Below are 23,551 nucleotides of genomic sequence, written 5' to 3'. Positions count from 1 at the left end.
TCAATTAAATAGCCTTAATCAAAACAAATGATACCGCTGCGCCAGTGGCAGCTCGGTGGCGGGCTCGCAGGTGAGTAGCTCGCCATCGCAGCGCACTTCATAGGTTTGTGGGTCAACGGTTAGCTCTGGGCAGGCGTCGTTGAGCTTCATATCTTTTTTACGCACGCCACGTACGTTTTTACAGGCGGAAAGCGTGCTCTGCAGGCCCAGACGCTCTTTAATGCCTGCGTCAATCGCCGCTTGGCTCACGAAGTTGAGCCGCGTTTGGCTGGCGGCCTTTCCAAACGCCCCAAACATAAAGCGATAATGCACCGGCTGAGGCGTGGGAATCGACGCATTGGGGTCGCCCATGGGCGCCGCCGCAATCATGCCGCCTTTTAAAATCAGCGAGGGCTTTACACCGAAAAATGCCGGTTTCCAGAGCACTAAATCAGCCAGTTTGCCAACTTCGATGGAGCCCACCTCATGGGCAATGCCATGGGTAATCGCAGGGTTAATAGTGTATTTGGCGATATAGCGCTTGGCGCGCAGGTTATCAGCACCCAGGGCTTCATCTTCGGGCAACAAACCGCGCTGCACTCTCATTTTATGGGCCGTTTGCCAGGTACGGCAGACCACTTCGCCCACTCGCCCCATGGCTTGGGAATCCGAGGCAATCATCGAGATCACGCCCAAGTCGTGGAGAATATCTTCGGCGGCGATCGTTTCACGGCGAATACGTGAGTCGGCAAAGGCCACATCTTCGGGAATGTTGGGGTCCAAGTGGTGGCAGACCATCAACATGTCCAGGTGTTCGTCGATGGTGTTAACCGTATAAGGCCGCGTCGGGTTAGTGGAAGACGGCAGCACATACTCTTTTGAGCAGGCGGTCAGGATATCCGGCGCGTGACCGCCGCCCGCCCCTTCAGTGTGGTAAGTATGAATGCCACGCTCTTTAAACGCCGCCAGGGTGTCTTCCACAAAGCCGGACTCGTTGAGTGTGTCGGTGTGGATCGCGATCTGCACATCGTACTTCTCTGCCACACTGAGGCAGTTATCAATGGAAGCAGGCGTGGTGCCCCAGTCTTCGTGGAGTTTAAGCCCCATGGCCCCGGCTTCCAGCTGCGCTTCCAACGCTTCCGGCAAGCTGGCGTTGCCTTTTCCCAACAGGCCAATATTCATCGGCAGGTCGTCCACCGCTTGCAGCATTTTGCCAATATGCCACGCGCCAGGCGTGCAAGTGGTGGCGTTGGAGCCAGTCGCCGGACCAGTGCCGCCGCCCAGCATGGTGGTCACGCCGCTCATCAGCGCTTCTTCTACCTGTTGGGGGCAAATAAAGTGAATATGCGCGTCGATGCCTCCAGCGGTAAGAATCTTGCCTTCGCCTGAGATAATTTCAGTGCCGGGGCCAATCACTATATCTACATCGGGCTGGGTGTCGGGGTTGCCTGCCTTGCCAATCGCTGCAATGCGCCCGTTTTGCAGGCCGACATCGGCTTTCACAATGCCCCACCAGTCTAAAATCAGCGCATTGGTAATCACCGTATCCATCACCGTGGCGTCGTTACGCTGGCTTTGGCCCATACCATCGCGGATGACCTTACCGCCGCCGAACTTCACCTCATCGCCGTAGTGGGTAGCGTCTTGCTCCACTTCGATCCACAGTTCGGTATCGCCCAGGCGCACGCGGTCGCCCACGGTGGGGCCATACATATCGGCGTAGGCTTGCCGACTGATTTTGTTAACCGGCTTCATTGTTTATCTCCATCGAGCGCACCCATCACATCGCCACGGAAGCCGTAAATTTCGCGCTTACCGACGAAGGGAATTAGCGTGACCTCGCGGGTCTGGCCTGGCTCAAAGCGAATCGCGGTGCCCGCTGCCACGTCTAAGCGAAAACCTCGGGTTTTCGTGCGATCAAACACCAGCGCCGGGTTGGCTTCTGCAAAATGGTAGTGAGAGCCGATCTGAATAGGGCGGTCGCCGGTATTGGACACTTCGACGCTAATCCGCTCGCGGCCCACGCATAGCTCAATATCACCGTCTTTTAACTGGTACTGTCCTGGAATCATTGGGCCGGAAATCATGGCAGCCTCCTGGTTGCTGACGACTAGTTGATTGGCGTGTGAACGGTCACGAGCTTGGTGCCATCCGGAAAGGTGGCTTCTACTTGCACCTCATCCACCATTTCCGCCACGCCATCCATCACGTCATCACGGCTAAGGATTTCACGGCCGTAGCTCATTAAGTCGGCGACACTTCTGCCGTCACGGGCACCTTCGATAATTTCAAAGCTGATCAGCGCGACGGCTTCGGGGTAGTTAAGCTTTAGGCCACGTGCTTTGCGGCGCTCGGCAAGCTGGGCGGCAGAAAACAGCAGCAGCTTATCTTTGTCTCGCGGGGTCAGTTCCATAGCGGCTCCATTGGCTCAATCAGTGGCAGCGCTCAACAGAAACGACGGTGCAGGATTCGGAACAACACTCCCAGACTATCGAAACCGAGCACGCCTATTTGAAGCAATGCAGCGCAACCGCCGTACCAAAATGGTGAATAGAAAAAATAGTTATTATTATTCAATGGTTTGAAAAATATCGACTTTCTCTTATTCGCACCAAAATTGCACCATGCTAATTAGCCAGCCCCTTCTGTCGCACCAAAGAAGTGCAATTAAAACGCTCCACTTAGCATTAACTATCAAATAATAATAAAACACATTACTATTTGTGCGCGTCTTTTAAATAAGGCTGTTTGTTGAACCTTTGTTTCTACACCAGGTTGAGACACACCACGTGACCATTAGCACCCGCTATACCGTTGCTCATTTTTTAGGCTACGGACGCCGATACAGTATCGATTACTGCTTTCCCATCACTTCCAACGCTGCCTGCACGCCGAAAACATCGATCGCCCAAGGGCGTGTAGAAGAAGTTAGCCTAGCGGCGGGTGTGGAGCTTTTTATTTCCGACTTGGACGTACTGCGCCCCTATCAATCGTTCTCTAAGGGCAATACCGATCTGCTGATTGTGGTGATGTTAGAGGGCTGCGCACATTTCGATATTGATGGCCAAAAGCGCTGGATAACGGCCGGGGAAGCTTGCTGGCTAAGGCTGGATACAGGTTTAACGCTCAGCGCTTTTCATCCTGCTAATCAACGGCTTCGCACGCTATGCCTGTCGCTCGACGCACCAGCGATGCAGGCTTGGTACGGTGCTCACATCTCATCGTCATCCCTCCATGTCTGGCAACTCAGCCCTGGGTTACAGCTAACCATCGATGAAGCATGCGGTACTTCCAGTAGCGCTGAGTCACAGCGCATGCGCTTTCAAGGGTTAGCACTGCAAATCATCGCCCAGGGGCTGGACGGCCGTTCGCCATATACGGCTGACAGTGGCGCACTGTACCGACAGCGCTTGGCGCTGATACGCCGCTGGCTGGATGAAGAGCCGTCGTTTGACCACACGCTGCAACGCTTAGCGGATCGCGCGGCCATGAGCCCAAGTACGCTAATGCGGCATTTCAAGCTGGCTTACGGCCTAGCGCCCATCGACTATTTGCGCAAGCGTCGGCTTTCTCTAGCCCGCGAGCTGCTGCTGAGCGGCCACAGCGTTCAACAAGCGGCACATTTAAGCGGCTACCGTCATGCCAGCAACTTTATTACTGCCTTCAAGAAAAACTACGGTATCTCGCCGGGTGCTTTGACGGAAAGTTCCCTTAAACGCTCCTAAAACGATACGGCTGACGTTTGCGCATAATCAATTGCGCGGCGGGCATAACCGCCCGCCCATCATAAGTGGAATAATTCTCATTATGAAATATTAACTACTAGCAACATCCACTTTGGAAAACCGCTCCATGCCATTGTTATATCGATCAACATGCACTGCACTTATTCTTGCCTACCCTTTGCTTGCCTTTGCTGAAGCTCCTGACGAAACATTGGACAATTTGCTAGTGACCGGTGAGCGCCTCAGCACCAGCAGTGAAGGCACTCAACGCTACACAGTGCCCGCTAGCCGCAGTGCGGTCGGGCTGTCATTAACACCACGCGAGACGCCCCAATCAACAAGTGTTATTACTCGCCAGCAGATCGACGACCGTGCGGCACAGACAGGCGGTGATGTGTTAGCCCAAGTACCCGGTGTTTCGCCAAGCCGAGCTGACAGTAACCGGATTAGCTATGCCGCACGTGGTTTCTCGATACGTAGCGTGCAGTTTGACGGACTCAGCATTCCGCTCAGCGGTTTTTGGAATTTTGGCGATACCGACTGGGATGCGGCGATTTATGACCGTGTTGAAGTGGTACGCGGGGCAACCGGTTTATTGACCGGCGCTGGCGAACCTTCGGCAAGCGTTAACTTTATTCGCAAACGCCCGTTATCCGAAGCGGCTGCGTCTGTTTCCGCGGGCATCGGCCGGTGGGATCGTCGCCGCGCCACGGCGGATGTGTCTGTACCGTTAAGCAGCGATGGCACGACAGGGGCCCGCTTTGTCGTAGCCAAAGGCCAGAACGATAGCTTTATCTCTCATCTCGAAGATGACCATGAGACACTTTACGGTGTTATTAGTAGCGAGCTTACCCCCGCTACTCAATTAACCGTAGGGGTTGAATATCAGCACAACGAGACGGTTGGCGCAGGGGCCAGTGTCCCGGCTTTTTATGCTGATGGCAGCCGCACGGACTTTGACCGCAGCGCCTCTAACAACACCGACTGGTCAACGTTTTACAACGAGACCACTCGCGTGTTCGCTGATCTTAGCCACCAACTGGATAACGGCTGGACGTTACGCGCCGCGGTCAGCCATAACGATGGTAACTATGGCCTAGAGTACCTTTATCGCGGCGGTTTCCCAGACAGGGAGACAGGCCTTGGTATGTCCAGCTCCTTCTTAAATTACCGCGGCAACCGCACTCAACAAACCGTTAACGTGACGGCCGAAGGTGATTTCAGCTTATTTGGCCGCCAACACGAGCTGGGCTTTGGCTGGATGCATAACGAAGATGACTTTGAGATAAAACTGGCCACCCCGGTTGGCACGCCGCCTTCCGCGGGTAGTTACCTTAATTGGCGAGACAGTGTGGTGGCCAAGCCTCAGTGGGGGCAATTCAACAGCTCAGATAATATGCAGGTAACGCAAAGCGGCGGCTTTATGGTGTCGCGCTTTTCGTTGAGTGATCCGCTTAATCTTATTCTTGGTGCACGCCTGAGCGACTGGGAATTGGATCAGACTTATTATGGATCTGAGCGGCAGTACCGATATAGCAACGAAATAACGCCTTATGCAGGCATTATCTACGATATTAATGACTACGCCTCTGTTTACGCGAGTTATACCGAGATTTTCCAGTCTCAGAATGCCCGCCGTGAGGATGGCTCTCTGCTTGATCCTATTCAGGGTCGCAGCTATGAACTGGGGGCTAAGGCAACCCTTCTGAATGGCCACTTGGATAGCAGTATTGCACTGTTTAGAACAGAGCAAAACGGTGTGGCAGAAGCCATTCCGGGTGTTGATGTAATCGGCCAGCCGGGTACGTCCGCCCACCGCAGCGTTGATGGTAATCAGGTCAATGGCGTTGAAGTCGAATTGATTGGCGAAGTGGCCTCTGGCTGGAATGTGAGCGCCAGCTACACGCTAGCCAATGCAGAAAATTCCGACGGCGAGCGTACCAACACAACCCATCCACGCCAACAGGTCAAACTGTTTACCACTTACCAACTACCGGGTGCATGGAGTGGCTTAACACTGGGCGGCGGGGCTCGTTGGCAAAGCGATATTTGGCGGAACACATCTAGCCCCAATGGCCAGGTTAAGGTTGGGCAAGATGCTTACGCCGTTGCTGATCTGATGGCACGCTACCGTTTCAACGATCAATTAAGCGCGCAGCTGAACATCAACAACGTGTTTGACAAGGACTACTACGAGCAAATTGGTTTCTACAGCCAGTATTGGCTTGGCGAACCGCGTAGTGCCGTCATGTCAATCAACTGGGATTGGTGAGAAGCTGATGCTGTTACGCTCATTAATCACCCTGTTAATTGCGGCTGCCCCCATGACGGGGGCAGTGGCTGATGCCTCTCTGTTTCCCGTTGTCAGCCAAAGCCCACTGGGAACAGCCACCATTGACGAGCCACCGCAGCGCGTCGTCACCCTTGGCGTTGGTGCTGATGATATTGCCATTTCACTTGGCGTGGTGCCGGTCGGGGTCAGCCGTGCGGAGTGGGGCGGCGATGAAGATGGCTATTGGCCATGGGTACGAGACGCTCTGGAAACACAAGCAGCGCCGCTCCCCACGACGATTACCCAATACCCCGAGCTGGATGTTGAAGCACTGCTCGCGCTGGAGCCGGATGTCATTCTGGCACCTTCCAGTGGTGTTCCAGACGCTATTTATGACCTGCTGTCGCCACTGGTGCCCATTGTCGCTTACCCAGAGCGTCCTTACCTCACCTCTGTTGATGAGCAGATTGAACGTATTGCACTAGCGCTTGGCGTTCCGGAACGAGGCGCTGCCTTAATACGTCATCTCGACACATCGCTGAGGACTGCAGGCGAGTCTTATCCAAGCCTTGCAGACACCACTTTTGCCTATGTGCGGCCCGACCCAGCCTCCGGAAATGTCTCTGTGTACTTAGCAGACGACCCTCGTGTTGGCACACTGACAGGCCTTGGACTTCACTTATCACCAACGGTTGAAGGCCTTTCTCCAAGCGGTAATCACTTTGCGCACTACCTAGGGTTTGAACATCTGCCCATGCTCGAAGATGTCGATTTAGTGGTCTCTTGGTATCACAGCGCAGAGCAGCGCGATAGAGTCGCTGAGCTACCGCTGTTTGCCTCATTGCCAGCCATTTCAGATGGCCGTTATCTGGCGCTGACCGATCAGCCATTAATCGTGGCTAGTTCTGCCGGTTCGCCACTAGCGACTCAATGGATGATCGAGCGGCTCTTGCCACGCCTTGCCGAGGCAGCAGAACAGCGATGAATGCTGGAGCGGGTATGGAGAACGGCCTATTTCCCTCTTTGCGGCAACGAACACGCTGGCTGGTTGGGCTAATGGGGGCGGTACTGCTGTTTGGCTGGGTCAACCTCTCGGTGGGAGCAGAACACCTCTCCCCTTATCAAGTATGGCGGGCACTTCAAGCGCTAGACACTAGCTACGCCAACGACTTAGTGGAAGCACGCCTGTCACGCACACTGCTCGCCATCGCCACCGGCGCGGCACTTGCTGTCGCCGGTACACTGCTCCAAAATTTAACTCGCAACCCGCTTGCCGAGCCTGGGCTTCTGGGCATCAATGCAGGCGCAGCCGCGTCTCTAGTCACCGCTGGTTTGGTGCTTGGTTCGTTGCCTGCAGGCGCTTTTTGGTTAGCGCTACCTGGCGCGCTTTGCGTGGCTGTTTTAGTCGGCGTTCAGAGCGCTTATCGCCAGCATGACCCATCACATCTGCTGCTGTTAGGGGCGGCGCTTAACGCCGTTCTCTTTGCCTACGTACAAGCCATCACCCTTACTCACCCCGCCTTATTTGCCAACTATCGCTTCTGGATCGTTGGGTCCATCAATGGGCATACGCTAGATGAAGCCCAGCGGCTATTAGGCTGGATAGCGGTCGGGCTAGGCCTGTCGTTTATCCTCCCGCGCTTTTTGCACGTCCTGCAAATGGGTGACGGCGTGACCAAAGCGCTGGGGCTGAATGCGGGTTGTTTAAGGCTGGCGGTGCTTAGCGGTAGCGCGTTGCTAGCGGCGATTTCAACCGCCACGGTAGGCCCTATCGCCTTCGTGGGCTTAGCCGTGCCGTTATTGGCCAAAAAAATTGCTGGTCATTACGTTTATTGGCAACTTGCCATCGCGCTGGTGATGGGCCCCCTAATGATGATACTTGCAGACCTGCTCGCACGCCTTTTGCTAAGCCCTTCTGAAATCATGACAGGGATCCTGACAGCACTGTTAGGCGCGCCATTTCTGTTAGTCGCTTTACGCATTAACCAGCGCGGTGTGTGAGTCATGATGAAACGCTTTAATACGTTACTGCCAGCCTCCCGTCAGTTGTCACCCTGTCTTTTGCCATCCCGAGCTTTAGCCCCCTACATGTTGGCCAGCATTATCGCTTTAGGGCTATTACTGGGTTCTCTCATGCTGGGAAGCCAAGGGCTTAGCAAGGAAGCGCTTGGGCACCTTATCCAAGGTAATGCGACACCGTTTGAACAGTGGCAGGCGTTTACGCTGCGCTTACCACGGGCATTCGTCGCGCTGTGTGCTGGCTTTGCGCTGGGTGTATCGGGCGCCCTGTTTCAAGGCATCACCCGCAACCCATTAGGTAGTCCCGATATTATCGGCCTTACTGCCAGCGCTAGCCTGGGAGCACTGCTGGCAAGCAGCTGGTTGGTGGGCATTATGTCTACCACGACAGGAGCCGCACTAGGTGCGATCATCGGCACGCTGGCGGTCTATAGCGGCTCTGGGCGTGGTTTTCGCCACCCCTCTTCAATGATTATTGCTGGCATCGCTATCAATGCCTTAGCTCTAGCAGGTGTGCAGCTAAATTTGACCTGGCTGGGCCAAGAGCAAGCGCGAGACGCGATGATTTGGCTTAGCGGTAGCGTAGCAGGACGCCAGTGGCACGATCTTTGGCCAATGCTTGGCCTGTGTTTGCTGTTACTGCCCGGTATTGTGCTGATAGCCCCCCGGCTGCGTCTGATGGCGCTTGGCGACCCCGTCGCCAAAAGCCTCGGCGTTAATCTGGCAGCCTCACGCTTATTAAGTGCCTTAATGGGGGCTTTTCTAGCAGGTGGCGCGGTCGCGACGGTAGGGCCGATTGCGTTTGTGTCCCTTGCCGCCCCCCAGTTGGCGTTACGCCTGTGGCGAAAACCTGGGCCGCTCCCCTTAGCGGCAGGTGTGGTCGGAGCGCTGCTGCTATTAGCGGCAGACTTAGCGGCTCAGTACTTATTGCCTTCTGGGGCGTTACCCGTCGGGGTTTTAACAGCCGGGCTGGGCGGCATCTATTTGGTTTATTTATTAAATCGCCAGCGGCGGGGATAATTACCGCTGCTGGCGAAAGCGCTCAAACATCGCCAGACCAAGAAATACCACTCCCGCCGAGATGCTTAGACAGCCCAGCCATAGCGTTATTGCCAGCCCTGTGCTCCAGGTTTCCATTGCCAACCAAAGCGGCCAACCGAGTATCGCACTGCCCGCCCAGAACCAAGGTTTTTGTTGAGCAGGCTTAAGACCACAACGGCGTCGATGGCGACTATCCGATAGCGCAATTAATGCAAAGCCCAGCGTACCGAGTGCCAGAATCGTGCTGAGCATCATGACGCCACCTGAATGGGCTGCACACGGGTGCTCGCTTTTTTAGCGGCTCGTTTCATCTGCCAGACGATGATCAGCGCGCCGACCAAACACATCAGGTCAACGCTAACACGCTGCCAATTACCTGCGGCAAGCTCACCTAGAACACGATAGGAAGGGGCCAAGAGATTCAGCATTGGTAGGCACAGTAACAAGATAACGATCAGAGCTAACTGCTCCCGCCACGCCTGCGAGGCCGAGCGCCTTAAGACAGCGTGTAGCAGCGCCAGCAGCCAGGCGGCAAAGAAGCAATGGATTTCCCATTGGGCACGCCCACTAAGCGCCACCGGTAAAAGTCGGTTGCTGGCTAAAAAGGCCAATACGGCAATCGGCATGCCAGCCAACGTGGCTATATTAAGCCGCTCGACACACCACATCCCCACCACACTGCCCTTCTTGTACTTCCGCTTTGACGTCCATAGCAATAGCCCGGTTGCCACCATGCCACACCCAGCAGCGCCCAAGGCAAAATAGATCCAGCGCATGCCCCAGTCGGCAAAACGGCCGGCATGTAGCCCCACCATGACGCCGTGTGCTTGTTCATCAATGCGTTGCGGCTGAGTCTCTGCTAACAACGCGCCCGAACTGGCCTCATAGATACGTTGCGGGCGGTGTGCAGACAACGCCTCGTGGGCACTCTGCCAAACCACGGCACGCGCGCCTGCATCCCCAGGGTGGCTAACCCTTAAGGACTGCACCGGCTTCTGCCAATGCGCCTCAGCATCACCGACCAGTTCGCTAAGGGCATATAACGCTGCAGGCTGCCCCGTAGCCGGGCCGGAGAGGGGAAAGGCATGCAGCTCACTGGTCGCTTGGCGACGCGCGTCAGCATCGGGAAACGCGCGCTCTACTCCCCAAGGCATATAGAGCGACATGAGCGTTATCAAGCCGGTATAGGTAATCATTAACTGAAAAGGCAGCGTTAACACAGAAAAAGCATTGTGGGCATCTAGCCAGCTACGGGCGCCCTTCTGGGGCCGAAAAGCAAAAAAGTCGCGCAGGATTTTTTTATGGGTGATCACGCCGCTGATGATTGCCACGAACATCATCATGGTGGCGATACCAATGAGCCAGCGGCCATAGACGGCGGGGAGGTGATGCAATTGAAAATGGAATCGGTAGAAAAAATCCCCCCCACGCGTTTCTCGCGGGGTAACCAACGTCAGAGTGGTTGGGTCAAGTACCGACTGCTCTCTCCCATCCTGCCCAAACCAGACGACTGTCGAGACCGGCACGCGCTCATTAGGAAAAGTAATCTGCCAGCTTCTCGCTGTTGAAGCATGTTCAGTAAGATAGTGCTGCCAGTAATCCGCCAGGCGTCGGTTGTCCCACTCAGCGTTCGCGGCGACACTCGGTAGTTCGGGCTGCATCCATAACGAAATACTCTCTTTGAAGTAACTCAGGGTGCCCGTCAGGAAAACAGCAAACAGCAGCCAAGCAGCTAACAAGCCGCACCATGTGTGCAGCTGAGCCATATTACGCCTCACGCTGCGCTTAGTGGACGCCATAGTTAGCCACCACTAGAAGGCCGCAAATGGCTAAACCGATAACCCCCCAAAGACGTATCAAACTTGGCGTGATAAACGACCAGATCGCCACACCCGCCCAAATAATGAAGCTCCCCATCATGCCGATACGCAGAGACATCATGGTATCTAGCGGTAAGCCAAGCGCTGCCACCGAGAACAGTGCAGCAACGATATAGCCGCCAAGCGTCGCGGCCAGGATGCGTAAGATCAGCAGCCAATAGGAAGAGGATAAGACGTTGAGCAGCATGGTGCATCTCGGTGCAAGTCACAAACCACCATTTTAATGCAAAAGGTTTTCATTTGCATTAGTGGTAATAACTTATTTAGCACCTGCTGCATAATGTCTAGGTTAACCAGATGCGCGGCGTGTGGGCGGTGCGAGCGATCCAGCGCGGGCGCAGTAAATGCCAAGCCTGCTCACACAGCGCCCAGGCTTCATTACGTGAGTTTCCGAGGTAACGTAATAACAGTACGCCCTGGCGAACGGTGACCGCCCAACGCGGGTTGTCCGGCAGCGCTTCGCGTAGTTCATCAATCGCCGCACCGGCATCTTCTAAACCAACCGCCCACAGCGTGGCTTGCACCGTGGCGCCCCCCTGCCCCCAGCGCCCGTTAAAACGCGGATGTGCAGGATCCAACGGTTGGCGTTCAAGCCACAGCGGCTTGCCATCTAGGGTTAAACGAAAGTGCTGCTCAATTCGGCCTGTTACATAGGGAAGTTCACTGGCGGGGCGGCCCAGCGCCATGATTTCCCAACCCAGGCAACGGGCACTGCCATGCAACGCAATATGCGTTCGCTGAGTGCCTTTGGAGCCATCAAAGGCGATCGTTTCTTGAGGAAGCCACTCAAGGATGCCGCCATCTTCCACGTTAAGTTCCGTCTGTTGGTTCCAGGCGACGCCCTGACTGTCAGCTTTATAAAGCTTGTTAGCCGCAGGCGTGGTGAGCAGCGCGTGGGCATCACGCTCGATGTGGGCGCGAATCGTCAAGGCATCGCCACTGACTAAACCACCGGGTGGATGCAGCACGTACACATGGCAAGCTTCCGTGCCCCCTTCTGGGTAAAACGGGCGCTGTACGCGTAGGGGCCCTTGGTGACGAGCCTGCACCAATCGGGTTGTGCCCTCACGGTTAGCAAAACGCAGCCCCAGCGATGCCGCCCAGTGGCGCTCGCCATCAAAGCGATGGCCTGAGCCAGCAGCAGGTGTCGCAAGTTCACACAGAGTCATGGGCGCTATCGCTTCCTGTTGGTCAATATTTCAACTTGAAATGCAAGGAGTGCGCCAAAATGGTGAAAAACCACGTTTCTTTGTCGACACAATAACTTAAGCCTTGAGATTGTTAGCCAATAGCGGTCTTGAGCACCAAAAAAGAGCGTCAAAATGGATAAGCGCACCACGTTGGAGCAACCTTCAACGCTGTTAGAAGAAGGCCAAAGCCTTGTTAACCTTGGCTGGGACCGCTTCTTCGCCAACCACTAAATGGTAAGCGTTGGGGGCTGTATCGTTGCTAAACTGATACGCACATAGTCATCAGCAGAGTTCAACAATGACACGTACCCATCACCCCTCCCCTACCTTCCAGCTGCGCTTAGCGTTAAACCACGACGTGGTGATTGGCCCTGGCAAAGCTGATCTTTTGGAAATGATTGATCAAACCGGCTCAATTTCCGCGGCGGGCCGCGCGCTGAACATGAGTTATAAAAAAGCCTGGCAACTGCTCGAAACTATGAACGGCTACTTTTTATCGCCGCTGGTAGTCACAAGTTCCGGTGGAAATGCACGGGGGGGAGCACACCTAACCGAGACGGGTAAACAAGTACTCACCCACTACCGAGCACTGGAAAAGCAGTTTGTGATGGCAACGCCTGACGATGCCAAAGCACTGCTAGCGCTTCTGTCACCTTCTGATGATGCCGAGCGCGACAATGATTGATCGCCATCAAGCCATGCGTTATTTGCCATTGAACACGCGCTGAGTATTCGCTAATCTCCGCTATATCCATGTGGAAATAGCGGAATAAAACGATGCTTAACTTCGGTGTGAACAATCGCCTGCTTGCCAGCGTTATTCTATTTAGCCTTCCGACGGCATCAGCGCTCGCGAGCGACAATGTGCACGTTGCGGCTGCTGCGTCGCTGACCGATGCCCTAAACGATGCCATTGCGGTTTATGAAACACATAATGACGTTGATGTGACCGCGATTTATGCTTCGTCATCTACCCTTGCTCGACAAATCGCCAGCGGCAGTCCCGCGCAGCTATTTCTTTCCGCAAATGTGACGTGGATGGATTGGCTTGAAGATCAGCAGATCAATGTGCAGCAACGTAGGGATTTACTGCAAAATCGATTGGCGCTTGTTAGTGCCAGCGATAGCGTGCCAATGCAGTTCACCCCAGGGGAAGGCATCGCTATTGAAACGCTATTAGGCGAGCGCGACCGGCTGTCCGTGGGAGACCCAGACCATGTACCGGCCGGTATCTATACCCAGCAAGCACTGGAGACACTGGGCGAATGGGAAGCTCTAGCGCCGCGCCTAGCCCGTGGCAATGATGTGCGCGCGGCGTTAGCACTGGTAGAGCGCGAAGAAACACCCATCGGTGTGGTGTATCAAACGGATGCCTTTGCCAGCAAAGCCGTAAGAGTACTTGGATTATTTCCAGCCGCCAGCCACGACTCCATTACGTACCCCATTGCCCTGATTGATGCCGAGCAAAACGCTGCTGCCGTGGCGCTACGGGAGTGGCTAGCCAGTGAAGAAGCCCTCGCTATCTTTGCCGAGCACGGTTTTGACACAAGCATCAGTGCACCGTGACGCTTTCTCCAGCGGAGTGGGAGGCTATTCGTCTAAGTTTACTGATCGGCTTAGCGGCGGTTGCATGGATATTGCCTCCAGGCATTGCCGTCGCTTGGTGGCTAGCCCGCTATCATTTTCGCGGGAAAGCATTCGTCAATGGTTTAATACACTTACCACTGGTTCTGCCGCCCGTGGTTGTGGGGTATTTACTGTTAATTGGCTTGGGCAGGCAAGGGGTATTTGGCCAATGGCTTTACAGCAGCTTAGGCGTATCATTGCCATTTACTTGGCAAGGGGCAGCCGTTGCTAGCGGCGTAATGGCGTTTCCGCTACTGGTGAGGGCTCTGCGCTTATCCATTGAGGCCGTTGACCCCAAACTCGAAGCGGCTGCCAGCACGCTAGGCGCTAGTCGCTGGCGGGTATTCACCACCATCACATTGCCGCTGGCGATCCCCGGCCTGTTAACCGGTACCGTGCTGGCTTTTGCTCGCGCGCTTTCAGAGTTCGGTGCCACTATCACTTTCGCCTCTAATATCCCTGGTGAAACGCGCACCTTGCCCCTAGCACTCTATACGCTAATTCAAACGCCCGGTCAGGAAGCCGCTGCGGCACGGCTATGTTTTCTCGCCATCATTATTGCCCTGCTCTCGTTAATTGCCTCTGAATGGCTAGCGCGCCGCACCCAACAGCGTTTACAGGAACGTGATGCCTACTAACCCAACGTCTCCCGACGCCTCTTCCCATTCATCGCTATCGCTCTCTGTTGGACAGCGTCTTGGCAACTTCCAGCTGCAAGCATCGCTCACGCTGCCCGCTAGCGGTGTGACCGGTATTTTTGGCATATCAGGAAGCGGCAAAACCAGCCTACTGCGCATTATTGCAGGCCTGGACACACCCGACGTAGGCAAACTGCAACTCGGCGATCAGGTGCTACTAGACACCCAACAGCGCCAGAATGTACCCGCCCATCAACGGCGCATTGGCGTTGTGTTCCAGGAGGCGCGTCTTTTTCCTCACTACCGAGTGCGAGGCAACCTTACCTACGGCATGCCTGAACGAGCAGCTCACCGCTTCGATGAGATTGTCGAACTGCTTGGCATCGGACATTTACTAGCGCGGATACCGGGCACCCTTTCGGGCGGCGAAGCACGCCGGGTCGCCATAGGCAGAGCACTACTGAGCGATCCTCAGCTACTGCTAATGGATGAGCCACTCTCCGGATTGGATGGGCCACGTAAGCAAGAGCTGTTGCGCTTCATTGCGCGACTGACTCGCCAGGTTCAAATCCCGGTGATTTACGTCAGCCACGACCCCGAAGAGATCTCTGCAATTGCTGATCATCTCGTACTGATGAAAGAGGGGCGCGTTATCGCTAGCGATCCATTGCATGACCTTTTGCAGCGCTTTGATTTAACCGAGGAGCTGGGAGGGTTCGATGCTGCCTCGATTATCGAAGGTCGAGTTGTCGAACATGACGATGTATATCAGCTAACCCATCTTGCGCTTGATAAGTGTCACCAATTAATAATACCGGGTATATCAGCGCCTATCGGCAGCCGTTTACGCGTACGTATCTTTGCGCGGGATATTGCCTTGGCACTCTCACCGACAAAGGACACCAGCTACCGTAATCAGCTCGCGGCTACCATTGAAAAAATGGAAACGTTGCCCACCAGCCCACACTCGGTGGAGCTGCTTTTGAGCCTTGGTTCTATTCACCTTAGATCACGCTTAACTCGCAAGTCCTCAGATGAAATGAAACTCGCTGTAGGTAAGCAGGTGACAGCGCTGGTTCGCAGTGTATCGATCTTGCATTACTAATACGCAATGTCGGAGCTACTAACTGATTTAGTACTCGTTTTAGCTGAAGCCAATAGCCCCTACGTGTCAATTGACCGCACCGCCCTCACATTTTCATAAGGAAATTTCAGCTAAAATTGCCAAGCACTCTATATGAAACAACATAACACGGCCCAAATAGCGTATCGAGTAAATGCACTTATCACGTTCAGTAGGGACTCTTTGGTATCGCATAGCGCTTTATATGGCGTTTGTGGCGATGCATCTCCTACTGGGCGGGCCGCTAATTTCGCAGTATCAAGCGGGTGGGCAACATCACGCTAACCACGGCACTGACCACTCTTCTAGCCATCCATCTAGTCACCAGAACGGAAACCATCATCAGCACGCGGCCCCGCAAGCAAGTCAACATCATCACTCTTCAGGCCCTTCTGAAGCGGTAGAGCCGGTATTCAACTGGTTTCACCAATGTGGCTACTGCGCCGTCTGGCAACAGTTTCCAACAACACCAACCGCTCTTCCCGCGATCAGCCAGCAAGCGTTTATCACGCATGGTCAACTGCTGACGCAACCGACACAGGCGATGCGGTCCTGTGATAATTATCCCCACGCGCTAACGCGAGCCCCGCCCTTTCTTCGACGTGTCTAACGCCACATCAAAACCGCACTGCGCTCGAAAAAGGCAATGTCGTTGGCCAGGATTTGGAATCATCGCTTTTGGCTACCCGCTGATTTGGATCGCGGCATTAACGAGCCTGGTCGAATGGTGTGGGCGCGGGCCGATTTCAGCTTCTAATTCACTTAGGTGCTCAGTAGAGCACCTGTTTACCCTTACCCATTAAACCACCAAGCTCGCTGCTTGGTGGCCTGGAGACACTGTATGTCTACCGCGTCATCTCCACAAGAAGGTAAGCGCAAGACCTTCGACCTCTACCGCGCCGTTTGGCGCTGGCATTTTTACGCCGGCCTTTTGGTACTGCCGTTTATGATTACCCTGGCGATCACTGGCGGGCTGTATCTATTCAAAGACGAACTGGACGCACTGATACACGCTGATGTGAAGCGCGTGGCCGTTCAAGAGGCCGCGCTGCCTCCCTCTGCGCTGGTAAGTGCGGCGCTGACGGCTCATCCCGGTAGCGCCGTAAAATTCACCGACCCCGCGACGCCGAAAAGCTCCGCAGAGATCACGATTAACACCGCAGAGGGCGAGCGGTTAGCGGTTTACGTGAATCCCTATACTGGCAATGTGCTGGGAGCACTGGATGACCGTGGCACAGTCATGTGGACTGTTCGCTATTTACACAGCTTGAAATACTTTGGCCCAACGGCGCGCAAACTGATTGAAATAGCTGGCGGCTGGTCAATTCTGCTGGTGCTCACCGGCATCTATCTGTGGTGGCCACGGCGTAAAGGCGCAGGCGGCGTGGTTAGCGTACGTGGCAAGCCGAAAAGTCGGGTATTCTGGCGCGACTTGCATGCGGTTACCGGGCTATTTGTCGGCGCCTTTATCGTCTTTCTGGCGATCACGGGCATGCCCTGGTCGGGCGTATGGGGCGGGCAGGTTAACCAGTGGGCCAACGGTAACAATTTTGGCTACCCCGCCGGTGTGCGCGTTGAAGTGCCCATGTCGGAGGCGCGTTTAAACGCACAAAGCCCGACAACGTGGTCACTCGAACAGGCGCAGATTCCAGAATCCTTGCAGAGGCCAGGCCAGGTAGAGAGCATCGGCCTTGACGGCGCTGTCGCCATCTTCGATGAATTGGGATTGCATCACGGCTATGCGGTAAGCCTGCCGACCACAGAAACCGGTGTGTACACCGGCTCGGTCTACCCCAATGACCTTAGCCAACAGCGCGTGGTGCACCTTGATCAGTACACTGGCGAGCGCTTGATCGACATGAGCTATGCCGACTATGGGCCCATGGGCCGCTGGTTGGAGTTTGGTATTAACGTACATATGGGTCAGCAGTTTGGATTATTCAATCAACTCTTGTTCCTGGCGGTCTGCCTAGCCATTATTCTGCTAGCAGTGTCAGCGGCGGTGATGTGGTGGAAGCGACGCCCCTCAGGCGCGATGGGAGTGCCCCCGCTACCGGCCGATAAACGGGTGTTTCGCGGCCTGATTGTCATTCTGGTGATCGGTGGAATTATTTTTCCACTCGTCGGCGTCTCATTGATCTTTATGTTTATCGTTGACTGGTTTGTCGTTCAACGCTTACAGGAACGGCGTTTAGCTAGTCAAACCGCCTAAGTATTGCTCAACAACTCATTCCCCATCATCACCCCTATAAGGTAATTAATGAGAAGCTGGGAAAATTGTGCCTTTACATTAATGCGCCATTTTCCCATGCGCCTCATGTTTCTTTCCGCCATCACCCGGGCTCCCCTTTCAGCTCACCTCAACGCCTTTTATCTGCTTGACATTGGATTAATCGCGACACAAACTTAGCCAAGGCTATACTTCTTTCCTTAAGACAATCAGTTTACACAAAGCAATTTAACCCCATCTACCTCATGACGAGTCTGGAGCTAAATAATGGCAACAAAATATGCCGTGATTCTATTGGGAGCACTGCCTTTAAGTGCGTTGGCAACTGCCGATGAGACGCCCTTAAACGTGGTGGCAACGATTGGGATGATTGCCGATGTGGCGCAGGAAGTAGGCGGCGAATGCGTTAATGTGGAAGCCATGATGGGCCCCGGCGTAGACCCCCATTTGTATCAGGCAAGTGCTAGCGATGTGGCAACACTGCGAAACGCAGAACAGATTTTCTACTCAGGCTATTCGCTGGAAGGTCAGCTAGGCGACGTACTGGAAAGGTTCTCCGAACGCACACCTACGCTTGCCGTAGCCCCTGCTTCGATTGACCCCGCGTCATTGATTACCTCACAGGATGTGTACGGCATCGATCCTCATCTGTGGATGGACGTTTCTTTATGGGCGCAAACACTGCCCACGCTCAATGCCGCGCTGAGTGAAGCGCGCCCCGACTGCGCCGCGACGTTTGATGCCAATACCGAGCGTTATCAGGCGCAACTGCTTGCCCTGCACGAATGGGTGACAGACAGTATTGCCAGCATTCCCGATGAGCAACGCATTCTGGTCACCGCTCACGATGCCTTTGGTTACTTTGGCCGCGCCTACGATATCGACGTGGAAGGCATACAAGGCATTAGCACAGAAACGGAAACGGGGATTGCTGATATTCGCAACATGACAGATATTGTGGTGGATCGCGCGGTTCCGGCCCTTTTCATCGAGAGCACCATTAACCCGCGCACGGTTCAGGCAGTTATTGATGCCGCCCAACAACGGGGCCAGGTTGTCGAAATTGGCGGTGAACTCTACTCCGATGCCATGGGTGACCCGGATACGGTCGATGGCACTTATATGGGGATGATCTACCGCAACACCCAGCATATTGTCGAAGCGCTTGGCGGTACCCTGGCACCGCTTCCCGATGAAATGAACGATTGGGCTACCGAGTGGAAGCTCGCTCACTAATCATTCGATAAGGCACTGCAACAATGGCGACACCCGCAACGACCGACACGGCGCTCAGCATTCAGAACCTGACCGTCAGCTATCATAATCAGCCCGTTCTCTGGGATATTAACCTGGAGATTCCTACCGGCGTGATGGCAGGCATTGTCGGACCTAACGGGGCGGGTAAGAGCACGCTAATCAAGAGCCTGCTGGAGCTTGTACCATCGCTTTCCGGCGAGGTCATGGTGCATGGGCGCCCCTACGCCTCACAGCGCAGGCGCGTTGGCTATGTGCCGCAGCGCTCCAGCGTCGACTGGGACTTCCCTACCACCGCGCTGGATGTGGTCACCATGGGTCTTTACGGTCGCCTGGGCTGGCTCCGGCGCCCAGGGCGTAAAGAGCGTAAGGAGTCGCTGGAAGCCTTGGAGATGGTGGGAATGAGCGCCTATGCCGACCGCCAGATCAGTCAGCTTTCCGGCGGCCAGCAGCAGCGCGTATTTTTAGCCCGTGCGCTGGTGCAGCAAGCCGATGTGTACTTTCTCGACGAGCCCATGGCCGGGGTTGATGCCACCACCGAGCGCGCCATTATCGACATTCTGCGCCGCCTGCGCGATGCGGGTAAAACGCTGATTGTTGTCCACCATGACCTGCAAACCGTACGTAATTACTTCGACTGGCTGTTGCTGCTTAACGTACGCGTGATTGCCAGCGGCAAGGCTGAAGACGTGTTTAATATTGATTATCTGCGTCAAGCGTACGGTGGCCAGATTGCCCTGCTGAACGATAGCGACGCCTTGATGTTCACTGCTTCAAAGGTGAAATAACCCATGCAGTGGCTCGACCTTCTGTCTGACTACACCTTTCAAAACGTGGTGATTGGTGCCTCGCTACTGGGGCTGATCAGCGGCCCTCTGGGCTGTTTTGCGGTGTTACGCCGCCAGAGTCTGCTCGGTGACGCCATTTCGCATGCGGCGCTGCCCGGCGTGTGTTTAAGCTTCATCATCACCGGCAGTCGGGATATGGGCAGCGTTATCATTGGCTCACTGGCCACCGGCTCGTTAGCCGCGCTGACGATGCTGCTGCTGACCCGCAAAAGCCGCTTGAAAACCGATGCCGCTCTCGGCATTTGCCTAAGCATTTTCTTTGCTATTGGCATCGTGTTGCTGACCTATATCCAGGGTACCAACAACGCCTCCCAAGGGGGGCTCGAAGCCTTTCTGTTCGGTCAGGCCGCCGCTACGCTACGCTCGGATCTGTGGGTAATGGGCAGCATCACCCTTGTCACTCTCACGCTGCTCGCCATCTTCTGGAAACAAGCCAAGCTGGTCACTTTTGATGGGCAGTACGCCCGCTCGCTCGGCATGCCCGTCAACGCTATCGAAGCCGCGCTTACCGCCATGGTGGCGCTCGCCGTGGTGGTCGGCTTGCAAATGGTAGGCGTGATATTAATGGCCGCCATGATCGTGGCGCCAGCAGCAGCGGCCCGGCAGTGGAGCCGTCATCTGGGGGGGATGCTGGTTATTGCCGCCGGCATCGGTATTGTCAGTGGGGTCTCGGGGGCAACCATTAGTACCCTATCCCGTGGTCTGGCGACCGGCCCGCTGGTGATTCTCACCGCAACGGCTATTGTCATCATCTCGCTGGCGCTTGCTCCCGGCCGAGGCCTGCTGTGGGGCTTCATCAAGCATTACCGCCAAAAAGAAGCGCTGCAGAAGCAGCAGTTACTCTACACGCTTTACAAGCATCCCAGCGCCTCCCGACACTACCGCGCAACATTTGGCGCGCGCATGGTGCTGAGTAAACTTAAGCGCCAAGGCTACCTTATACGCTCCTCTGACGGCGGCGCCGGATGGGCGCTAACATCGCGGGGAGAAAAGGCAGCCAAACAGGTGGTCGCCACCTTCGAAGAGGTCGTGACATGATTGCTGAATTACTAACCAACACGGCGCTGCCCATTATTCTGGTAGGTGCCATGGTTGGCATTGCCTCCTCGGCGGTGGGTACCTTCCTTGTGCTGCGCGGCAATAGCATGCTCACTGATGCGATTAGCCACTCAATTGTGTTTGGCATTGTGATTGTCTGGCTGCTGACCAAACAGCAGAGTGGGCCTGTACAGCTAATAGGCGCCGCATTAACCGGGCTATTAACCGTATTACTTACCGAGGCACTGGCCAACACCAAGCGGGTAAAGCAGGATGCCGCTATCGGTCTGGTTTTCCCCGCGCTGTTCTCCATCGGCGTGCTGTTACTCAATGTCTACGCCAACGATGTGCATATCGACACGCATACTGTGCTGCTCGGTGAAATCGGCTTTGTCTGGTTGGATACTCTCGACATCTTCGGTCTGCCCATCCCCAAGGCGCTGGTATCGATGAGCGTGATGACACTGCTCAACTACGCGTTTATCGGGCTCTTTTATAAGGAGCTGAAACTGGCCACCTTCGATCCAGCGCTGGCCAAAACGTTCGGCTTTATGCCCTCGATTCTTTTTTATGTGCTGCTAATGCTAACAAGCTCCACCGCCGTAGCAGCCTTTGATGCCGTGGGGGCAGTACTGTTTATCGCCTTTGCCATTGTGCCCGCTTCCGCCGCCTATTTGCTGACCGACCGGCTGTGGATGATGTTTATCATCGGTGCGCTAATTTCGATCGCTTCAAGTATTTCTGGCTACTACCTCGCCGTGTATTTCAACGTCTCCATTGGCGGCATGATGGCGATAATGACCGGCGTTTTTCTAATCCTCGCCTTTTTAGCAGGCCCACGCTACGGCGTGATTACTCAGTCCATGAAACGCCGCCGCGCCCGCGAAACACCAGAAGCGCCAAGTTCGTTGCGCTAGTAGAGATTAGAGGCGATGCCTTCCTTATCGCCCATCTCACTTGACGTCTGGGCAGGCGGGATGTATACCATTTGATAGTTCATTGAAATATCAAATGAGAAGCACCATGGATATGCACTTCACTCAATACCAGCCACCCAAAGCCTTGGCATCAGGTTTCTGGCACCAGATCGGCCTGCCTGCCAGAGGCCGCAAGCTGCATGAGCTTTTGCATCAAGGCATTGAGTATAGGGTCTACCCCAGACTGGCTAAGGCGTCAGGTATCGAACAGAAGGCGCTGGCAGGCTACGTCGATATTCCCCCGGCCACGCTGAGCCGCCGTGCTAAGTCGGGGCGCTTTAAGATGGCGGAAAGCGACCGGCTATATCGCTTTGCCGAACTCTTCAAGGCGGCGCTAGACCTGTTTGAAGGCGACGTCGAGGGTGCCCGCACCTGGCTGCTCAAGCCCAATACGGGTCTGGGCGGGCGCAGGCCCATCGAAATGAGCGCAACCTCTGCCGAGTATCAAACGGTGTTGAACCTGATTGGGCGACTGGAGCACGGGGTTGCTACGTGAATGAGGTCAACGCTTACCGCTTGATCAAGCGCAAGTATCAGGACAACGCTTTCGATGGCGAAGGTGCACGCCTTTATGGCGGGCGCTGGAACAGCCCCGGTAAGGCCTGTGTGTATGTGGCAAGCGCCGAGTCGCTGGCGCTGCTTGAAATCATGGTGCATCTGGAAAGCTATCAGTTGCTCAATGCCTATGCGCTGCTGCGCCTGACATTGCCGGCCGATAGCATTCTAGGTGTTGGGGAAGCTGACCTACCGGACAACTGGCGGGAAGCACCTGCGCCAGCAGAAACTGCCGAGTTGGGCGACGGATGGCTAGACTCCGGCCACAGTCTGGCCTTGGCCATTCCCAGCGTGGTCGTGCCAAGAGAATTCAACTACATGCTCAATCCTGAGCATCCCCTGTTTGATCAAGTCATCACGACGGCAGAGGCGTTGCCCTTCCAGCCCGACCCAAGACTTTGAACCGGGTGTGGATAACTTAAACAGTCAAGTGCTGTTTGATCAGTTCGTTGGAAAGCTCGGCGATTTCGCCTTTGGCCACCGGACGGCCACGATTCATGATGATGGAGGTCAAGATATTATTCAGCTCTGCCCCTGCGGATGATCATCCAGCATGGCGATAGCCCCGGCAATGAGCGCCTGAATACCTTGCTCCAGTTCTGCCTCCAGTTCCGCCTCTTCTACGGCATGATCTACTGCCTCAACAGGCTCCTGCCCCATCACCGAGTAAATCGTGTCCGCTACGGCAAAACAGTGAAAGGCTACCGTCGCCAGAAGCCAACGTGCCTGTAACTGGGAAATTTCATAGATCTCGGCAATATGCGCTTGGTGCTCATGTATTTTTTCAATCATGGGTTGGGTCGCCGCCAGACGGCGGATCACGTAGGGCGTCAGCCCTGGGTGTACTTTAACGAACTCGGCTATCGACATGGCAAAGGTGAACAGATACGCCTGCAGCTCTTCGGGCTCATCTCGACGCGCACGCGGAATTCTCCAGCGTCGAAAGATTTCTTCGGCCACCACCACCTTCAGCGCTTTGAGGTTAGCAACGTGCTTGTAAAGCGCCATATGGCTAACGCCCAACGCGGCGGCCACTCCCACAAAGGTGATATTGGGTAGGCCAATCTCGACACCCGCATTCGCAATACGCTCACGCGTAATGATGGGCGGCCGCCCTCGTACTTTAGATGCTGGTCGCGCTGCCATAACACACTCC

Annotated in this window: 25 protein-coding genes and 1 pseudogene; 17 read left to right on the top strand and 9 right to left on the bottom strand. The window is 55.1% G+C overall.

The features are described from left to right. Window positions 1–18: 18 nt before the first annotated feature. Genes ureC through CEK60_RS19215 form a run of 3 tightly spaced genes read right to left on the bottom strand, consistent with a single transcriptional unit; the run spans window position 19 to window position 2,392 of the window. The gene (gene ureC / locus CEK60_RS19225) at window positions 19–1,734 is read right to left on the bottom strand and encodes an urease subunit alpha (protein WP_089040363.1); all 1,716 of its coding nucleotides are present in this window, start codon (window positions 1,732–1,734) and stop codon (window positions 19–21) included. Beyond that, window positions 1,731–2,051, bottom strand: coding sequence for an urease subunit beta (locus CEK60_RS19220; RefSeq protein WP_089040979.1), 321 nt, complete (start codon window positions 2,049–2,051; stop codon window positions 1,731–1,733). Before CEK60_RS19220 ends, ureC begins: the two co-directional genes overlap by 4 nt. Window positions 2,052–2,089: 38 nt before the next feature. Then, complete coding sequence (locus CEK60_RS19215; protein ID WP_009723133.1) at window positions 2,090–2,392, bottom strand: urease subunit gamma; 303 nt, start codon at window positions 2,390–2,392, stop codon at window positions 2,090–2,092. Window positions 2,393–2,768: 376 nt separating this feature from the next. Here CEK60_RS19215 and CEK60_RS19210 point away from each other — a divergent pair, with 376 nt between their 5' ends. From CEK60_RS19210 to CEK60_RS19190, 5 genes are all read left to right on the top strand, one after another. Continuing rightward, the gene (locus tag CEK60_RS19210; RefSeq protein WP_089040362.1) at window positions 2,769–3,704 is read left to right on the top strand and encodes an AraC family transcriptional regulator; all 936 of its coding nucleotides are present in this window, start codon (window positions 2,769–2,771) and stop codon (window positions 3,702–3,704) included. A 127-nt stretch (window positions 3,705–3,831) separates the two neighbouring features. Next, window positions 3,832–5,976 (top strand): TonB-dependent alcaligin siderophore receptor FauA, encoded by a 2,145-nt coding sequence (gene fauA / locus CEK60_RS19205; RefSeq protein ID WP_089040361.1) that lies wholly within the window; start codon window positions 3,832–3,834, stop codon window positions 5,974–5,976. 7 nt (window positions 5,977–5,983) lie between these two features. Continuing rightward, a complete protein-coding gene (locus CEK60_RS19200; RefSeq protein ID WP_089040360.1) occupies window positions 5,984–6,961 on the top strand; it encodes an ABC transporter substrate-binding protein in 978 nt (325 codons plus the stop codon). A gap of 14 nt (window positions 6,962–6,975) precedes the next feature. Continuing rightward, window positions 6,976–7,977: a FecCD family ABC transporter permease gene (locus CEK60_RS19195; protein ID WP_232471404.1), complete on the top strand. Its 1,002-nt coding sequence runs from the start codon at window positions 6,976–6,978 to the stop codon at window positions 7,975–7,977. Between the two features lie 3 nt (window positions 7,978–7,980). Next, window positions 7,981–9,015, top strand: coding sequence for a FecCD family ABC transporter permease (locus CEK60_RS19190; protein ID WP_089040358.1), 1,035 nt, complete (start codon window positions 7,981–7,983; stop codon window positions 9,013–9,015). Here CEK60_RS19190 and CEK60_RS19185 read toward each other — a convergent pair whose 3' ends face one another. From CEK60_RS19185 to CEK60_RS19170, 4 genes are all read right to left on the bottom strand, one after another. After that, complete coding sequence (locus CEK60_RS19185) at window positions 9,016–9,291, bottom strand: DUF3325 family protein (RefSeq protein WP_089040357.1); 276 nt, start codon at window positions 9,289–9,291, stop codon at window positions 9,016–9,018. Beyond that, on the bottom strand, window positions 9,288–10,802 hold the full coding sequence (locus tag CEK60_RS19180; protein WP_157698058.1) for a PepSY-associated TM helix domain-containing protein: 1,515 nt from the start codon (window positions 10,800–10,802) through the stop codon (window positions 9,288–9,290). The genes CEK60_RS19185 and CEK60_RS19180 overlap by 4 nt, the downstream gene beginning before the upstream one ends. A gap of 19 nt (window positions 10,803–10,821) precedes the next feature. Continuing rightward, window positions 10,822–11,103: an iron uptake protein gene (locus CEK60_RS19175; RefSeq protein ID WP_089040355.1), complete on the bottom strand. Its 282-nt coding sequence runs from the start codon at window positions 11,101–11,103 to the stop codon at window positions 10,822–10,824. A gap of 97 nt (window positions 11,104–11,200) precedes the next feature. Then, the gene (locus CEK60_RS19170; RefSeq protein WP_089040354.1) at window positions 11,201–12,085 is read right to left on the bottom strand and encodes an urease accessory protein UreD; all 885 of its coding nucleotides are present in this window, start codon (window positions 12,083–12,085) and stop codon (window positions 11,201–11,203) included. Between the two features lie 319 nt (window positions 12,086–12,404). On the opposite strand from CEK60_RS19170, the gene CEK60_RS19165 reads away from it, so the two are divergent. The 12 genes from CEK60_RS19165 to CEK60_RS19110 all read left to right on the top strand — a co-directional run bounded on the left by CEK60_RS19165 (window position 12,405) and on the right by CEK60_RS19110 (window position 22,797). Then, window positions 12,405–12,791, top strand: coding sequence for a winged helix-turn-helix domain-containing protein (locus CEK60_RS19165; RefSeq protein ID WP_089040353.1), 387 nt, complete (start codon window positions 12,405–12,407; stop codon window positions 12,789–12,791). 92 nt (window positions 12,792–12,883) lie between these two features. Then, the gene (gene modA / locus CEK60_RS19160; RefSeq protein WP_089040352.1) at window positions 12,884–13,672 is read left to right on the top strand and encodes a molybdate ABC transporter substrate-binding protein; all 789 of its coding nucleotides are present in this window, start codon (window positions 12,884–12,886) and stop codon (window positions 13,670–13,672) included. Next, window positions 13,669–14,370, top strand: a complete 702-nt coding sequence (gene modB, locus CEK60_RS19155) for a molybdate ABC transporter permease subunit (protein ID WP_089040351.1) — start codon at window positions 13,669–13,671, stop codon at window positions 14,368–14,370. Before modA ends, modB begins: the two co-directional genes overlap by 4 nt. Further along, window positions 14,360–15,475 carry a molybdenum ABC transporter ATP-binding protein gene (gene modC, locus CEK60_RS19150; RefSeq protein WP_089040350.1) on the top strand — a complete coding sequence of 372 codons (1,116 nt, stop codon included), beginning with the start codon at window positions 14,360–14,362 and terminating at the stop codon, window positions 15,473–15,475. The genes modB and modC overlap by 11 nt, the downstream gene beginning before the upstream one ends. A gap of 172 nt (window positions 15,476–15,647) precedes the next feature. Then, window positions 15,648–16,103 (top strand): DUF2946 domain-containing protein, encoded by a 456-nt coding sequence (locus CEK60_RS19145; protein ID WP_198361390.1) that lies wholly within the window; start codon window positions 15,648–15,650, stop codon window positions 16,101–16,103. Between the two features lie 231 nt (window positions 16,104–16,334). Then, a complete protein-coding gene (locus CEK60_RS19140; RefSeq protein ID WP_089040348.1) occupies window positions 16,335–17,705 on the top strand; it encodes a PepSY-associated TM helix domain-containing protein in 1,371 nt (456 codons plus the stop codon). Between the two features lie 285 nt (window positions 17,706–17,990). Then, window positions 17,991–18,959, top strand: coding sequence for a metal ABC transporter solute-binding protein, Zn/Mn family (locus CEK60_RS19135; RefSeq protein WP_089040347.1), 969 nt, complete (start codon window positions 17,991–17,993; stop codon window positions 18,957–18,959). Window positions 18,960–18,982: 23 nt separating this feature from the next. Continuing rightward, the gene (locus CEK60_RS19130; protein ID WP_089040346.1) at window positions 18,983–19,765 is read left to right on the top strand and encodes a metal ABC transporter ATP-binding protein; all 783 of its coding nucleotides are present in this window, start codon (window positions 18,983–18,985) and stop codon (window positions 19,763–19,765) included. A gap of 3 nt (window positions 19,766–19,768) precedes the next feature. Beyond that, entirely contained in the window at window positions 19,769–20,863 is a 1,095-nt protein-coding gene (locus tag CEK60_RS19125; protein WP_089040345.1) for a metal ABC transporter permease, read from the top strand. Continuing rightward, window positions 20,860–21,780: a metal ABC transporter permease gene (locus tag CEK60_RS19120; RefSeq protein ID WP_089040344.1), complete on the top strand. Its 921-nt coding sequence runs from the start codon at window positions 20,860–20,862 to the stop codon at window positions 21,778–21,780. Before CEK60_RS19125 ends, CEK60_RS19120 begins: the two co-directional genes overlap by 4 nt. 106 nt (window positions 21,781–21,886) lie before the next feature. Further along, a complete protein-coding gene (gene parS, locus CEK60_RS19115) occupies window positions 21,887–22,336 on the top strand; it encodes a type II RES/Xre toxin-antitoxin system antitoxin (RefSeq protein ID WP_089040343.1) in 450 nt (149 codons plus the stop codon). Next, window positions 22,333–22,797: an RES family NAD+ phosphorylase gene (locus CEK60_RS19110; RefSeq protein WP_089040342.1), complete on the top strand. Its 465-nt coding sequence runs from the start codon at window positions 22,333–22,335 to the stop codon at window positions 22,795–22,797. Before parS ends, CEK60_RS19110 begins: the two co-directional genes overlap by 4 nt. Before the next feature lie 16 nt (window positions 22,798–22,813). On the opposite strand, the pseudogene CEK60_RS22910 reads toward CEK60_RS19110, so the two are convergent. Both CEK60_RS22910 and CEK60_RS19105 read right to left on the bottom strand, forming a co-directional pair. Beyond that, a pseudogene (locus CEK60_RS22910) lies at window positions 22,814–22,900 on the bottom strand (ABC transporter ATP-binding protein); the annotation flags it as partial. 17 nt (window positions 22,901–22,917) lie between these two features. After that, window positions 22,918–23,541, bottom strand: a complete 624-nt coding sequence (locus tag CEK60_RS19105) for a TetR/AcrR family transcriptional regulator (protein ID WP_089040341.1) — start codon at window positions 23,539–23,541, stop codon at window positions 22,918–22,920. Between the last annotated feature and the right edge of the window lie 10 nt (window positions 23,542–23,551).

Source organism: Halomonas sp. N3-2A (genome assembly GCF_002216165.1).
Lineage (GTDB): Bacteria > Pseudomonadota > Gammaproteobacteria > Pseudomonadales > Halomonadaceae > Vreelandella.
The sequence above is the reverse complement of the archived record's forward strand: the minus strand, read 5'-3'. Positions and strand labels throughout refer to the sequence as shown.